Consider the following 15979-nt stretch of genomic DNA (forward strand, 5'->3'; position numbering starts at 1 on the left):
TATCGAAAGGGGAAGTTAAATATGAGAAATATAGTGATAACATCAGCCCTCCGTACACCAGTCGGAGCCTTTGGGGGAGCATTCAAAGACCTGCTGCCGACAGATCTGATTGTGCCTGTAATGAAGGAAGCAGCCAAACAGAGCGGCTTGAATCCCAGTGATATAGATGAAGTCATCCTGGGGCACTGTATTCAGCGCACTGACCAGCCGAATACTGCCAGGACGGCAGCGCTGCTTTCAGGTTTTGATGATACAACGACGGGATATACGATACAGAGGCAGTGTGCCAGCGGAATGCAGGCAATCATCTCTGCTGCCATGCAAATTCAGACGGGCTTTTCGGATATTGTCCTCGCGGGAGGAGTTGAAGCAATGAGCTCAAGTCCATATATAGTAAAACAGCATCGTTTCGGTCAGCGCATGCAGCATGGTGAAATCCGAGACTCGGTCTGGGAAGTCCTGGAGGATCCGATTCACGGAATCATGATGGGAGAAACCGCCGAAAACCTGGCAGAAAGCCACGAAATATCCCGCGAAGACCAGGATCAATTCGCGATGCTCAGTCACCAAAGAGCGGTCAATGCAATTGAGAAGAGTTATTTTGACTCCCAAATTGTCCCTGTGACAGTAAGGGAACGCAGAGGGGAAAAAGTAATCGATACTGATGAAAGCCCGCGGTCCGGATTGACTGCAGACAAGCTTGCTAAATTAAAGCCTGCTTTCCGTGAGGGCGGGACAGTAACAGCAGGAAACTCTTCCAGTCTGAATGATGGGGGAGCGGCACTTATTCTGATGAGTGAAGAGGAAGCAGAGAAGAGAGGGCTCAAACCGCTTGCCCGAATTGCCGGATACTCGGTGGCAGGCGTGGATCCAAAAATAATGGGGATCGGACCTGTTCCAGCCATTCAAAAAGGATTACAGAATGGGAGCTGGACGTTGGATGAAATCGATCTCTTTGAAATCAATGAGGCATTTGCAGCCCAGTACCTGGCAGTTGAAAAAGAGCTGGGTTTAGATCGCAATAAAGTAAATGTAAATGGAAGCGGCATCAGTATCGGACATCCAGTCGGGTGCACGGGTGCCCGTATCGCCGTCTCACTTGTACATGAGCTGAAGAGGCAGAACCTGAAAAAAGGAATTGCTTCTCTTTGCGTAGGAGGGGGCATGGGAGCTTCTGTCTTGATCGAAAGTATGTAAGGTTAATAGCAGTGCAGGAGTACCAGCGAAAGTCTTAGGCTGGTGCTTTTTTCATATGGTTATGAAGCTTTTAGAAAGCCGGCATTTCGGATTTTTTCTTTCTTACAATTAGATGATCGCTGGGGTTTTTTGTATGAAAAGGAGCTGAATTACTACCTAAACCATTGAGGTCTTTTCTACCGATTAAATGATGAGACCAATGCTCCAATTTACTTATTTTAGAAAATTTACACTATTTTAACCCCGATTCAAATTTTCTATTGTACGCTAAATACGTACCATAACTAAGGAGGCGTTACGATTGAAAAAGTTTTCAGGAAAAGTGGTCAGTACCCTCACTGTGATCGTCATGTTTTTATTTGTTTTCAGTGGAATGCGGCTGGACAAAATCGATGCAGCCGGAAGCGGCAGTTGGGATTCACCTTTTTCAGTAAGTCAGGCAATCTCGAACCAAACAGGGGCAGCCTATACCGTTGAAGGATACGTAGTAGGGCAGCCTGTTTCACAAACAAGTGTCGTGACCGGCAATTTCCCTAATGATTATGCACTCGCACTTGCTGATTCCCAATCGGAAACCAATACATCTCAAATGGTCTATGTACAGATACCTTCCTCATTTCGTTCAAGCTATGGATTGCAAAGCAACCCGGAACTGATGTATCAAAAGCTTAAAGTGACCGGAAATCTGACAGATTATTTCTCACATCCCGGAGTGAAATCGACGTCTGCCTTTGAAGAGGTACAGGGAGATACAGACCCAGGCGATCCGCCGTCCTATGATGAATACTATACTCCAGCAGATGGAAAAGCAGGCTCAGCTCTTAAATCAGCACTGCATAATATTATCGATGACCACACCACACTTTCTTACAGTGAAGTATGGGGTGCTCTCCGCAATACAGACGAAGATCCCGGAAACTCAGACAATGTTCTCTTGTTATACTCTGGCCGCTCACAATCTAAATTCACCAACGGCGGCGGGGTGGACGACTGGAACCGCGAACACGTATGGGCGAAATCACATGGTGACTTCGGTACTGCACAGGGGCCGGGGACTGACCTTCATCATTTGCGGCCAACCGATGTAACAGTGAATTCCACAAGAGGGAATCTTGATTTTGACAATGGAGGAAATGAGCATAATGAAGCCCCCGGAAATTATTATGACGGCGATTCGTGGGAACCCCGGGATGAAGTGAAGGGGGACGTCGCCAGGATGATTTTCTACATGGCAGTACGTTATGAAGGCGACAGCGGTGAAGCAGATCTCGAACTGAATAATGATGTGAATAACGGAAGTGCCCCTTATCACGGGAAAATTTCTGTACTGCTGGACTGGCATGAAGAAGATCCGGTAGACTCCAGGGATATACGCAGAAATAATATCATCTTTGAGCAGTATCAAGGAAACCGGAACCCATTTATCGACCATCCGGAATGGGCAGAGATGATCTGGTGAGCAGATATTGATAGGACGCCTGGGACTGAATGTAAGTCCCAGGCGTTTTTGATAAAACCAAGGTGGACAGTTCAGGAAATGAGCATGAAAGGGTGTGAATTTGAGATTTTTAGTCTATAGGAGGAGAAAAAATACAGGTGACTATGTGTTCTGGAAGAGTACACGACGCTGTGTTAGTGACTCATTATCTTAATTGCGCCAGAATGAGATTTATTGCGCTGGTTATCGAATAATTGCTCCACTTTCAAGATTATTGCGCGGGTTTTCAATTAATTGCGCCGGATTCCAAATAATTGCGCTACTTGTCGAAAAATCGCTGCCTTTCCCACCCCCCCAAACCCCAACCAAAACATTCACACCGATTACTTCCCCAATAAAGGATAAACCCACCTTTATCCAGAATACTAATAATTCGAGGTGAATACTAATGACACAACTACTTACTGGAACGAATCTTTATCTGACAGGTTTTAAAGAAGGCGATATCCCGCTGTTGGTCAAATGGAGCCGTAATGAAAAACTTCAGCGAGTATTGGATGCCCTTCCATATATACCGAAGTCTAATGATGATATGGAGAAATGGATCAGCGCGAAGGATCATCGTTCGATTCGCCTGGCGATCAGGCTGAGAGAAAGTGACAGATTGATCGGCTATGCTGAGCTGGACGGAATACTTTGGGCACATCGGGTAGGAGGTCTGTCGATTTTAATCGGGGAAGAAGCCCACCATGGCAAAGGGTATGGCAGGGAAGCGATGGAATGTCTGCTTGCATACGCATTCAGTGAACTCAACTTACATCGTATGCAGTTAACAGTGTTTTCTTATAATACACGGGCCATCCGCTTGTATGAAAGTCTCGGATTCACGAAAGAAGGCAGCTTCCGGGAATTTCTTCAGAGAGACGGAAGCCGCCATGATATGCTGCTTTATGGGATGTTAGCCGATGAATGGAATAGCCGCAGAAGAGAAGGATGATCTCCTTCTTTTTTCTTTTTTACTATGATACTTTTTCATTAAGGACATTCCCGGGGTGAAATATGGCTGCATACCTGATTCCTTTCCCCGCTGCAGATATCTCTGACAATCAAGAGAAACTCCCAAATATTTTCAAGGAAGATTGAAGCAGGAAGGATTTGTTCAGAGTGAAAATCGTTTATAATGGACCTATACAAAAATTTATAGAACCTGTTGGCTATAATAGATTACATAAGAAGAAGGGGTGAGGGCATGGCTGTCAGATTTTTGCTGGGACGTGCAGGTACGGGTAAGAGCTACGGGATGCTGTCAGAAATTAAAGAAAAGCTGCTCGATCAGCCGGATGGCGATCCTATCATTTATCTTGTACCTGATCAAATGTCATTTATATCGGAATATGAATTAGTCAATACTCCGGGGTTGAATGGGATGATACGCGCGCAGGTGTTCAGCTTTACGAGGCTGGCCTGGAAGATCCTTCAGGAAACCGGGGGGATGAGCCGCTATCATCTATCCAATGCCGGCTTAAATATGATGATTCGAAAAATCATTGAAGAAAATAAAGACAACCTGCAGATTTTTTCAAAAGCATCGGAAAAGCCGGGTTTTATTGACCATGTGGAAGCAATGCTGACAGAATTCAAAAGGTATTGCATAAAGCCTCAGGAGCTGGGGGACTTCAAACAGGAACAGGGGCAATCCAAGGTATTAAAGGATAAGCTCCATGATCTGGAACTTATTTATGGAAAGTTCGAAGAGAAGCTTTTTGGAAAATACATCGACTCAGAGGATTATTTTCAGCTCCTTGCTGATAATGTGAAGAACTCTGAGCTTCTTAAAGATGCCGAAATTTATATTGATGGTTTTCACAGCTTCACTCCACAGGAATACCTCATCATCGATCAGCTCATACAGCACAGCAGGAAGGTGACCATCGCACTTACTGCAGATCCGGAGCAGCAGCTTGGGGCAGTGAATGAGTTGAGCTTGTTCCGGATGACGAATGAAACGTACCACACGCTGCAGGATATATGTCAAAGAGCGCATCAGTCCATTGAAGAAGAAGTATTCGTTAAACCGATCCGGTTCAGAAATAAATTAATGGAGCACATGGAGCAGCACTTTGAAGAACGTCCGGCTGCTTCTTATACGGAAGGGGATACCAGGGAATCAATCATGTTTCTCGAGGCATCCAACCGCCGGGCAGAAGTGGAAGGTATTGCGAGAGAAATAAGAAAGCTCGCCCGCCTCGAGGGATACAGATATAAAGATATTGCTGTCCTTGTACGGAATAGTCAGGATTACCGGGATAAAATAGAAACTATCTTCCAAGATTACGAGATTCCGTTTTTCCTTGATCAGAAGCGGACAATGCTGAACCATCCTCTTATAGAATTGATTCGTTCATCACTTGAAATCATGAATTCAAATTGGCGGTATGAACCTGTGTTCAGGGCAGTGAAGACGGACTTGCTTTTCCCTTACCATAAGGACCCGGCTGAACTTCGGGAGCAGATGGACCGCCTGGAGAATTACGTACTGGCTTACGGCATTCAGGGTGAACGCTGGACGAATAAAGAACGCTGGAAATACCGGCGCTTCAGGGGTCTTGAACATGTGGATGCCCCTCAAACGGACAAGGAAAGGGAGCTTGAGCACGAAATAAACGAACTGAGATTATTTATTTCCGCTCCGATCGTCCGCCTTGGCAAACGCTTGAAGAAACAAAGAACGGGAAGGGAATTCTGCGAGACTCTTTATCTCTATTTAGAAGAATTGGACATTCCCGCGAAGCTCGAGCGTTTAAGGATACAGGCTGAAGAGCGTGGCGACCTGGTTGCTGCGAGGGAGCATGATCAAGCGTGGAGCGCAGTCATTGAGTTATTGGATCAATATGTCGAAATGCTTGGGGAAGAAGTGACGTCAGTTAAGAAATTCACCTCGATTCTGGATGCCGGAATAGAGTCGATGAAGTTCTCGCTGGTTCCTCCGGCGATTGACCAGGTCATCATTGCCGATCTGGAAAAATCAAGACTTGCTGATATTAAATCTGCCTTTATCATCGGGGTCAATGATGGAGTGCTTCCTGCAAAGATGAATGAAGATGGTGTGTTGTCAGAAGAGGATAGGGAATCACTCCTTCAGGAAGGCTTCAAGATAGCACCAACGAATAGAACAAAGCTGCTCGATGAAGAATTTATTGCATATAAAGCTTTTACGACTCCAAGCAGGAAATTGTTCATCAGTTACCCTATTGCAAATGAGGAAGGGAAAGCGCTTCTTCCTTCTTCGTATATTAAAAGGCTGAGAGAAATGTTTCCTGATGCAGGAACGAAACTGTTGATCAATGAGCCGTCCGAGTTGCCGGAGGAAGACCAGCTGCACTATGTGTGTCATCCAAATGTCACGATTTCACATTTGACTTCACAGCTGCAGCTGAAGAAACGTGAATACCCCATCTATGATTTCTGGTGGGATGTATACAACTTCTATGCGTCTTCTCCTGAATGGAAGTGGCAGGCACAGCATATCTTATCGAGTTTATTTTATGAAAACAGAGCGGATTCACTGACTGAGGGAACGAGTAAAGACCTGTATGGCGATCATATTCTTGCGAGTGTTTCAAGGATGGAATTGTTTAACAGCTGCCCTTTCTCACACTTCGCCAGCCATGGCTTGAAGCTTCGCGAAAGGGAGTTCTTTAAGCTTGAAGCGCCTGATATAGGGGAGATGTTCCACTCCGCATTGAAATGGATCTCGGAAGAAGTGGAGCGTCACGGACTGACATGGTCAACGCTTTCTAAGGGGCAGTGCCTGCAATTAGCAAAGGATGCGGTAGCGATGCTTGCACCAAAATTACAGCATCAAATCCTGCTGAGCTCTAACCGACATCATTACATTGCAAAGAAGCTTGAGCATATCATCAGCCGGGCCAGCCTCATCCTGAGTGAACATGCGAAAGCGAGCGGATTTGTTCCAGTCGGGGTCGAGTTGGGATTCGGACCGAATGCCGCCCTTCCTCCATTTCAGTTTCAATTGCGAAACGGAACGAAGATGGAGCTTCAGGGGAGGATCGACCGGGTGGATAAAGCGGAAGATGAAAACGGTGTGTATCTGCGTATCGTCGATTATAAATCAAGTACAAGAGACCTTGATATGACAGAGGTTTATTATGGGCTCGCCCTGCAAATGCTGACTTATTTGGATATAGTATTATCCCACTCCAAACAGTTTGTGGGAAAGGAAGCGCAGCCTGCAGGTGTAATGTATTTCCATGTTCATAATCCGATGATCAACAGTAAAAAGATCCTGACCCTGGATCAGATAGAAAAAGAAATCTTCAAAAGCTTCAAGATGAAGGGGCTTGTTTTGGGTGACACAGACATCATCCGCTTGATGGATCAAACGCTGGATACAGGAAACTCTGATATTGTCTCGGCAGGGATTAAAAAAGACGGAAGTTTATCTTCAAGGTCAAAGGCCGCTTCGAAGGAAGACTTCCATTTTATGCGGCAGCATGTGAGGAAACTTTATGAAAAAGCGGGTAACCGCATTGTTTCAGGTGCCACTGAGATTACACCTTATAAACTTAAAGACAGGACCCCGTGTCAATTCTGTTCGTACCGGCCAGTCTGTCAATTCGATCAGTCATTGGAAGAAAATGAATTCAGAGTTCTGCCATCAGCAAAAGCGGAAGATCTGCTGGCAAAAGTCAGAGAGGAGGTAAATGAAAATGAGTAATTTCGCCATTCCGGTAAAACCTGCAGATGTTACGTGGACAGATGATCAGTGGAAAGCCATTTGGGCAAAAGGACAGGATATCCTGGTAGCAGCTGCTGCAGGGTCAGGGAAGACGGCTGTTTTGGTGGAAAGGATCATTCAGCGCATCCTTTCAGAAGAAGACCGGTTGGATGTAGATGAACTGCTGGTCGTTACCTTTACTAATGCTTCTGCTGCTGAAATGAGACACCGTATCGGACAGGCGCTCGAGAAAGCGATTGATGAAGATCCCCAATCCACACATCTCAGAAAGCAGCTGAGCTTATTGAACCGGGCATCGATTTCAACACTGCATTCGTTTTGTCTGGAGGTGATCCGGAAATATTATTATCTAATCGACATCGATCCCGGTTTTCGGATTGCAGATGAAACAGAAGGTGATCTGATTCGTGATGAAGTACTGGATGAATTATTTGAAGAGGAATACGGGAAGGGAGATAATACCGCCTTTTTCAGACTGGTTGACACCTATACCAACGACCGAAGTGACGGTGCTCTTCAAGAGATGATCAGGAAATTGTATGATTTCTCACGCTCACACCCGAATCCTGACAAATGGCTGAGCAATTTAACATCGATGTATGAGATCGGTGACGATACGGACATTGACAATCTTTCGTTCATAGAGCCTCTCGAGGTGGATATAAGCCTTCAATTGCAAGGAGCCAGGACCTTGTTCCAGCAGGCTCTTGATTTGACGAAGGTGCCGGGCGGTCCATCTCCAAGAGCTCATAACTTCCTGGATGACCTCGCGCTGGCAGATGGGCTTTTGGAATCAGCTAAGCGTTCATGGAATGCTCTTTATGAGAAAATGCAGGATCTTCATTTCACTAAGTTGAAAGCTTGCCGCGGTGACGAATTTGATAAAGATCTCGTGGACGAGGCAAAGAAATTGCGGGACCATGGGAAGAAAATGATTGAAAAGCTGCAGGAAGAGTTCTTTTTAAGAAAACCGGAGTCATTCCTTGCAGATATGAAAAATATGAAAGCTGTCATTCGGACGTTATCAGAACTTGTCATTGAGTTTGGGCATCGCTTCAAAGCAGTGAAGGAAGAGAAGGGTCTTGTGGATTTTGCCGACCTTGAGCATTTCTGTCTGGATATCTTGAGGGAACCCGGCCGCGGGGAGATGCTCGAACCGTCTGAAGCGGCTCTGCAATATAAAAACAAATTCAAAGAGGTACTCGTTGATGAGTATCAGGATACCAATATGGTGCAGGAGTCGATCCTTCTCCTGATTACCGGGGTAGAAGAGAAGACGGGCAACCGGTTTATGGTAGGGGATGTGAAACAGTCCATCTATCGATTCCGTCTGGCAGAGCCTAATCTGTTTATGACAAAATATAATCGTTTTCTTCCTCACAGCGGGGAATCAGGATTGAAAATTGACTTGTCTCAAAATTTCAGGAGCCGTAAAGAGGTTCTGGATGGAACGAATTTTTTGTTCAAGCAGATCATGGGTGAATCAGTCGGTGAGATGGAATACAGCAAGGAAGCGGAATTGGTGAAGGGAGCACCGTATCCGGAAGAAAGGGACCATCCTATAGAGGTTGCCCTGATCGATCAGGATACCTCAGAAAAGGCTCCGGCTTCACCCGAAGACGGGGATCTGTCCCTTTTTGATGAAGAGGATATTGAAAAATCTGTGCTTGAAGCAAGATACATGGCAGGGGAAGTAAGAAGGATGATTGAAGAAAGGACTCCTGTTTATAACACGAAAACAAACACAGAAAGACCGATTCAATATAAAGACATCGTGATCCTTCTTCGTTCAATGCCGTGGGCAGCAGAAATCATGGAAGAATTTAAGCGTCAGGGCATTCCGATTTATGCGAATTTGTCTACAGGGTATTTTGATGCAACGGAAATATCAATCATGTTGTCTCTGCTCAAAGTGATCGACAACCCGTATCAGGATATCCCGCTTGCATCGGTTCTGCGGTCTCCGATAGTTGGCATCGATGAAGAGGGGTTAGCGAGTATTCGCATTCATTCAAGAGCAGGCAGCTATTATGACGCATTAAAGAATTTTGCTTCACAGAAGCCGGCACGTTCAAGTGACGAGGAAACATTTGAAAAGGTAAAACTGTTTACCTATCAGCTCGACCGCTGGCGCACCAGAGCACGTCAGGGTTCTGTCACCGAACTGATTTGGCAGTTATACCGTGATACCCGGTTCTATGATTATGTCGGGGGAATGGCCGGTGGAAAGCAGCGGCAGGCGAATCTTCGTGCACTGTATGATCGCGCCCGGCAATATGAAGAGACGACTTTCAGGGGATTATTCAGATTCCTTCGATTCATTGATCGGATGAGAGAGCGGGGAGATGATTTAGGGGTGGCAAGGGCCCTTAGTGAACAGGAAGATGTCGTCCGCTTAATGACGATCCATTCCAGTAAAGGGCTTGAATTTCCGGTGGTCTTTGTGGCAGGCACTTCCAAGCAATTCAATCTGATGGACTTGAATGCCTCTTATTTATTGGATAAAGATTTAGGTCTGGCAAGTAAATATACTGACCCTGATAAACGGATAAGCTATCCGTCTCTCCCACAGCTGGCTTTTAAACGGAAGAAGCGGATGGAAGCCATATCAGAGGAAATGCGGGTTCTGTACGTGGCCTTGACCCGGGCTAAAGAGAAACTTTTTCTCGTTGGAACAGTCAAAAGCTTAGAGAAATCATTGAAGAAATGGAAAGGGGCAATGAATGAAAGGGAATGGCTGCTGCCGGATCATGAACGGTCAGGGGCAAGTTCCTACCTTGATTGGATCGGACCTTCACTCATGCGCCATCCGCAATGTGTAGAGCTCAATGGAGGAGAGCTCACCGGGATGGACGGGCAACAGGAAATGATTGTTCATCCTTCGTGCTGGAAAGTCACGCCCATTCACAAGTCAGAACTGACTGCTGAGAATCAACCTCTCGAAGGAACAGATGGTGATTGGAAAGACAAAGTGAACGAGGGGAAAGGAGTTGATTCAGAGACAAGTCATAAAGATGAAGTCCTTGCACGTCTCTCTTGGACGTATCCAAACATGCGGGCTGCAAGCCTTCGTTCGAAACAGTCCGTATCCGAGTTGAAACGGATGTATGAAATTAGAGATGAAGCTTCGAGTGTGGAATTACTCAGACGTCAGCAGAAACCCGTCTATAATCGACCTGCCTTCATGCAGTCCAAAGAATTGTCTCCTGCTGAGAAGGGGACTGCCATGCATATTGTCATGCAGCATATTTCATTTTCAGGCGGGATGCCATCAGAAGAGCAGATCGGCACACTGCTGAAAGATCTTGTCAGAAGAGAAATCTTCACGGAAGATCAGAGTGAATCGGTATCTGTCGATCATATCCTTGATTTCATGGAGAGTGAAATCGGTCAAAGGATGTTGAAAGCAGAGAATATTCAAAGAGAGATTCCATTCAGTATGAGCGTCCCTTTAAGGGAGATTTCCGATACCGGGGAAGAGGCTGCTGAAGAAACCATTCTCGTGCAAGGGGTAATCGATTGTGTGTTCAGGGACGAAAAAGGCATTGTTCTGCTGGATTATAAAACAGACGGTATTCATGACCGCTATAAAAATGGATTTGAGGAAGCGAAAGAAATCCTTGAAAATCGCTATAAAGTCCAAATAGAACTGTACACAAGAGCATTGGAATCAATATGGAAAGAAACAGTTTCAGAAAAATACCTGTATTTCTTTGACGGGGGACATCTGCTGGAGCTGTAATAGAAAAGCCGCTTCGGGATGAGATCATCTTTGAAGCGGCTTCTTAATTATTTCCTGTTATCGGCTGATCAACAACATTGCAATCAAATGTGTTGGTTATGCTGAAAACATTATAACTCAATTGGAATGGACCGGTATTGAAACCGCCAGAGCCGCCAAATGTTTTCGAGGCGGACTTTGGTGAGATGACTGCAGTATCCCCAAACTGAACATTCCCGCCGCCTACACTTAATATGGAAACTGGACCTATAATCGCAGGCATATAAAACATCCTTCTTTTTGTAGTCTATACTTCTAACCTATGTGATAATAATGCGAGCGTTCATTCAATTGTGTTTTGATTTTCCCCATCCCTGAATTCAACGAACTCAATTGGCTCCTCGTCTTCGGCTTCCAGTCCAGGAATTTCAGTTTCTTGAATTTCTTCAAGTTCTTCCTCGCTGTATTCTGCATCGCCTTCTAGCTGACGGATATTCTTTACACGAGAATCCATATATACATTGCAGGTGTTGCCTATATGGATGATGGAGGAGAATGCAGTTGCCTGTACTTTCATACAATTGACTCTAATGGGAGAAAGGTTCATCCTGTTGACGATTACATTTCTTTTAATCGGTGGGAGTTCGACCGTTTTATTGAATACATCGGAATCGAAGGTCCCCTCGCTGCTGAGAAAAAATTCCTTTTCCCTCTGAACGGCATATGCTTTAGTTGTGGAGAGAATGGTTTGTGAGTCGCCAAGCTGGTAGACGGAAGAGAAAGAAAGTGTGATTCCTGATAGCTCATTCACGATGGAACATCTTTTTAACATGATTGAATCATCCCTCCGGAGAGAGCGGGACGAACGGACCAATCAACAGGGATTCAGGAGGGGTATCAAAAGCCGATGCCAGTTGTATGACGTCAGCGTCCCCGATAAGCACAAGGGATGCGCTTGCCACCCCTTCAATGTCAATGCTGCCGACAGATAATTCTCGATTAATCACTTGTAGATTCATCATTTTTCATCCCTTCCATATTTTCAGGCATTTGTGACATGAAAGAAAAGAGTGCGGTTTGGATATCTTGTTTTATTTTGGAGATGATTTTCCCCCTCCACTCATCATCCGAGTGTTTTCCTTCAATAAATGGGATATTCTCCATGTAGAAATCAATTCGCTGAGGCATCTGCTTTAAAAGATCCTGCTGTATCATTTCATGATAAGAAGAGTCAATCGAACGCTGAAGCTGTGCCTCATTATCCGAAATCAATCCAGACAGATCCTGCTGGATGTAAGCAGTAACTTCTTCTGTAATCCTTTCGCGATAAGGTGTCAAATCTTTGATACCTTTCTTCTTACCGTTTGCATCCACCACGAAGTCCTCGATTTCTTCTTTAAGTCCGCCCGGATTCAAGCCGATATTCAAGGTTCCGTCCAGGGACTCGACCTTTAACTGATCAAACTTATATTCAATTTTTTCAACATTGATTTTTGGTGAGTCCCTAACGGCGTGCAGTTCTTCTGAAAGTTTAGTGACCTTTTTTTCCAGCGCGACAATTTTCGTATTCAGGTTTTCGATATATTGATAGAGCTGTTGTGGTGTTAAATAATATTGGTTCATGTATACACCTCTTTCTTTCGCCGCGGGTCATGACGTTCCGGGAGTTTGTAATGGAACCAGAGGAGTCGCTGAAGGTCCTTCGGGCGTCTCATCGCTTCCGTTCTTCTTTGCTTCGGGTGCGGGACCAGTAAACCCGCCGGTATTGTAAAGGTAGCTGTTCGTATTGATTTGTCCGCAAGTTCCTATTTGAAAAACGGAGGAATTCGTCATTCCACCGATTTTGATATACCTGATCTGGATGGTTTGCTGAAGGTAATAGTTCATGGGCATCACTCTCATAAATTAAAGTTTATACCTTGATCCATGACATCATCGTCCACAGTATATGTCAGGGAACTTTCATTATAGACGGAAATCCCTTTACCTGTTATGAAAGATCCTGCACCGGCAAAGGTTTTTGCAGTTGAAATCGGACTGATTGTAAAGACATCCCCGATATGGAAGACGCCGCTCGAACCGACACTGACGACCTGAGCTATTCCTACGATTGCGGGCATAACAACTCACACCTTTAAGACTAAGTTAATTATTGTTATTCTATGTGAGAAGATAAATTAAGTGATAATCGCCTAAATCGCAGTTGTCATGTACAATGAAAGAGTAATAAATGCTGGAGGAAAAATGAATGAATACATTATCGCCAATTAAAGAATCAGAACGCATCGCAAGTCTCGATGTGATCAGAGGATTTTCATTGCTGGGAATCTTTATCATCAACATGATATCTTTTCATTCGCCATTTCTATATATGGATCCTTATTCATGGTGGAAAGTTCCAAGTGATACTGCGCTTTTTCCGTGGATAGATGTGCTGGTACAAGCAAGTTTCTATCCCTTGTTTGCCATGATGTTCGGATATGGCCTTGCTATTCAGCAGGACCGGGCTGAGGAGAAAGGACTGCCTTTTTATACATTTGGAATCAGAAGGCTGCTGATATTGCTTGTCATCGGCTGTATACATGCTTTCTTGATTTGGTCAGGGGACATATTGATCAATTATGCTGTTTTCGGGCTTCTGCTGCTGTTATTTATGAGATTGAGTGGGAAAAGCTTACTGCTGCTGGGGAGCCTGCTGCTTCTTCTGCCGCAATTGTTTTTTAGTATATTATTAGTATTAATGTCATTTTCCGATCCTGCCGGTGTAGCAAATTATACGAATATCGGGGCATTGCAGGACTCTGTCGCCGCTTACGCATCAGGGAGTTTCTCAGAGATCATGGTGCAGCGATTCAGCGATTGGTATGCAGTCAATTCACCAGGCAATATATTATTCCTGATTCTGTCCATCCTGCCGGTCATGATGATCGGTGCCGGGGCAGGTAAGCTTAAACTTCTTGAAAATGCAGCTTCCTACAAAAGAAGATGGCTTCTCTTGGGGACGGGGTTACTGATTACAAGTATTGCAATCAAGATGCTTCCTATTATGATAGAGACCAATGCAGCTTATTCTTACATACAGGATTATCTGGGAGGTCCTTTCTTATCAGTATCTTATGCAGTAATCCTGGCTTTATTAGTAGAGAATAAAAAAATGAAAAAATGGAGCAAGCCGCTTGCTTCAGCAGGCAGAATGTCATTGACCAATTATCTGCTTCAATCCATTATCGGTACATTGATTTTTTATTCCTACGGATTTGGGCTTTATGGGCAAGTGACTCTGACCACGGGGACTTACTTAGCGGTTGGCATTTTCGCTATACAGGTAATCCTTTCTGAAATCTGGCTGTCGAAGTTCCAGCATGGTCCTGTGGAGAAGCTGTGGCGACTTCTAAGTTATGGGAAACGTAAAAAGAGAGTTTTGTAAAGTACTATTACATAAGTAAAGCAAAGGGGATGAATAGTGGATGAAACTGGCGAGTTTTGTAGTGAATGGAAAGGCAGCATATGGAGTTGTTGATGGAGAATACGTTATTGATTTAATAAGCTTATCAAAGAGTTATGGTGAATCGCTTCCTCATAGTGTGCAGGAAGCAATTGATAGCGGGGAGGAGTTTCCCGTGAAAGCGGAAGAGCTTCTAAGGTTCGCCCGGGACAAGAAAGCTATTGCCGGCCATATGTACCCGTTGGGAGAGATAAATTGGCTGCCGCCTATACCTGTTGTAAAAAGGAATATTATGTGCGTAGGGAAGAACTACCGTGATCATGCCATTGAGATGGGTAGTGAAAAAGACATACCTGAACATATCATGATCTTCACCAAAGCGACAACCACGGTTACCGGACACGAACAGAAGGTTCCTGTCCATGATGATGCAACAAGTGAGCTGGATTACGAAGGGGAGCTTGCGGTTGTGATCGGCAAGAAAGGCAAAGGAATCTCGCCTGATGAAGCGATGAATCATGTTTTTGGCTACACGATCGTAAACGATCTTACAGCCCGGGACCTGCAGAAAAAACATGGTCAATTCTTTATCGGGAAAAGCCTGGATTCCACGTGCCCGGTCGGCCCTTATATCGTCACAAAAGATGAAATTGATGCCCCCGACCGTCTTACGATCAAAACCAGTGTCAACGGGGAAGTCCGCCAGTCCTCGAGCACGGATCTGATGATTTTCAAGATTCCGGACATCATCTCGATCCTATCTAAAGGGATGACGCTGGAAACGGGTGATATCATTGCGACGGGCACCCCGGCAGGAGTCGGAAAAGGCTTTAATCCGCCTCGCTTCTTAAAAGCCGGTGACTTGGTTGAAATCGAAGTCGAAGGCATTGGAATTTTGACAAATCAGTTACAGTGATGGGTTATATTTCTGTTACTGATTAGGTTATGGTAATATATTATGAGCATAAACATTCTAGCTGTGGGAGGTTCACTATGTTTGATAATACACATGCCCATATCACAACCTGGGCCATTGCGATTATTCTTTTCTTTGTAGCCGTGGGATTACATAATGCCGGCAAAGCGAAAGGCATGAAAGTGGTACACATGATCCTTCGTTTGTTCTACTTACTCATCATACTGACAGGCGCACTCTTGTTCTGGAAGCATCAAGGCATCGATCCGGCTCTATATGGTGTGAAAGCACTGGTCGGAATCTGGGTCATCGGGATGCTTGAAATGGTACTCGTCCGGATGAATAAAGGAAAGAGCACGAAGGTTTTCTGGATTCAATTGATCATTTCGTTGATCATCGTCATCATCTTAGGATTTAAATTACCTCTTGGATTTTAATAGGATTAGGATGCAGGGTCTGCTTTTTGCAGGCTCTTTTTGTTTGAGGGCGATAAGGGATGTTGA

General features: G+C 44.8%; 14 protein-coding genes. 8 read left to right on the forward strand and 6 right to left on the reverse strand.

The genetic code is table 11. The annotated features are described in order from the left end of the window. Nucleotides 1–21: 21 nt before the first annotated feature. The 5 genes from V6B33_RS07510 (at nt 22) to addA (ending at nt 11136) form a co-directional block, all read left to right on the forward strand. Nucleotides 22–1197 (forward strand): thiolase family protein, encoded by a 1176-nt coding sequence (locus V6B33_RS07510; RefSeq protein WP_334217140.1) that lies wholly within the window; start codon nt 22–24, stop codon nt 1195–1197. A 373-nt stretch (nt 1198–1570) separates the two neighbouring features. Beyond that, a complete protein-coding gene (locus V6B33_RS07515) occupies nt 1571–2656 on the forward strand; it encodes an endonuclease (protein WP_334217699.1) in 1086 nt (361 codons plus the stop codon). Between the two features lie 427 nt (nt 2657–3083). After that, nucleotides 3084–3632 carry a GNAT family N-acetyltransferase gene (locus V6B33_RS07520; RefSeq protein ID WP_334217141.1) on the forward strand — a complete coding sequence of 183 codons (549 nt, stop codon included), beginning with the start codon at nt 3084–3086 and terminating at the stop codon, nt 3630–3632. A gap of 252 nt (nt 3633–3884) precedes the next feature. After that, nucleotides 3885–7373: a helicase-exonuclease AddAB subunit AddB gene (gene addB / locus V6B33_RS07525; protein WP_334217142.1), complete on the forward strand. Its 3489-nt coding sequence runs from the start codon at nt 3885–3887 to the stop codon at nt 7371–7373. Then, nucleotides 7366–11136 (forward strand): helicase-exonuclease AddAB subunit AddA, encoded by a 3771-nt coding sequence (gene addA, locus V6B33_RS07530; protein WP_334217143.1) that lies wholly within the window; start codon nt 7366–7368, stop codon nt 11134–11136. The genes addB and addA overlap by 8 nt, the downstream gene beginning before the upstream one ends. Before the next feature lie 43 nt (nt 11137–11179). Here the strand turns inward: addA and V6B33_RS07535 are convergent, their stop codons facing one another. Genes V6B33_RS07535 through V6B33_RS07560 form a run of 6 tightly spaced genes read right to left on the reverse strand, consistent with a single transcriptional unit; the run spans nt 11180 to nt 13235 of the window. Beyond that, nucleotides 11180–11398, reverse strand: coding sequence for a spore germination protein (locus tag V6B33_RS07535; protein ID WP_334217144.1), 219 nt, complete (start codon nt 11396–11398; stop codon nt 11180–11182). A gap of 60 nt (nt 11399–11458) precedes the next feature. Further along, nucleotides 11459–11947, reverse strand: a complete 489-nt coding sequence (locus V6B33_RS07540) for a spore germination protein GerPE (RefSeq protein WP_334217145.1) — start codon at nt 11945–11947, stop codon at nt 11459–11461. A 7-nt stretch (nt 11948–11954) separates the two neighbouring features. Beyond that, a complete protein-coding gene (locus V6B33_RS07545) occupies nt 11955–12134 on the reverse strand; it encodes a spore gernimation protein GerPD (RefSeq protein ID WP_334217700.1) in 180 nt (59 codons plus the stop codon). Then, nucleotides 12115–12738, reverse strand: a complete 624-nt coding sequence (gene gerPC, locus V6B33_RS07550; RefSeq protein ID WP_334217146.1) for a spore germination protein GerPC — start codon at nt 12736–12738, stop codon at nt 12115–12117. Before gerPC ends, V6B33_RS07545 begins: the two co-directional genes overlap by 20 nt. Before the next feature lie 27 nt (nt 12739–12765). After that, on the reverse strand, nt 12766–13002 hold the full coding sequence (locus V6B33_RS07555) for a spore germination protein GerPB (RefSeq protein WP_334217147.1): 237 nt from the start codon (nt 13000–13002) through the stop codon (nt 12766–12768). Between the two features lie 11 nt (nt 13003–13013). Then, nucleotides 13014–13235: a spore germination protein gene (locus V6B33_RS07560; protein ID WP_334217148.1), complete on the reverse strand. Its 222-nt coding sequence runs from the start codon at nt 13233–13235 to the stop codon at nt 13014–13016. A 128-nt stretch (nt 13236–13363) separates the two neighbouring features. Between V6B33_RS07560 and V6B33_RS07565 the strand changes: the two genes are divergently transcribed. The 3 genes from V6B33_RS07565 (at nt 13364) to V6B33_RS07575 (ending at nt 15913) form a co-directional block, all read left to right on the forward strand. After that, the gene (locus tag V6B33_RS07565) at nt 13364–14542 is read left to right on the forward strand and encodes a DUF418 domain-containing protein (protein WP_334217149.1); all 1179 of its coding nucleotides are present in this window, start codon (nt 13364–13366) and stop codon (nt 14540–14542) included. 40 nt (nt 14543–14582) lie between these two features. After that, a complete protein-coding gene (locus V6B33_RS07570; protein ID WP_334217150.1) occupies nt 14583–15476 on the forward strand; it encodes a fumarylacetoacetate hydrolase family protein in 894 nt (297 codons plus the stop codon). A gap of 77 nt (nt 15477–15553) precedes the next feature. Further along, the gene (locus V6B33_RS07575; protein WP_334217151.1) at nt 15554–15913 is read left to right on the forward strand and encodes a YisL family protein; all 360 of its coding nucleotides are present in this window, start codon (nt 15554–15556) and stop codon (nt 15911–15913) included. Nucleotides 15914–15979: the final 66 nt, after the last annotated feature.

The organism is Mangrovibacillus sp. Mu-81 (assembly GCF_036867415.1).
Taxonomy (GTDB): Bacteria; Bacillota; Bacilli; order Bacillales; family Bacillaceae_B; genus Rossellomorea.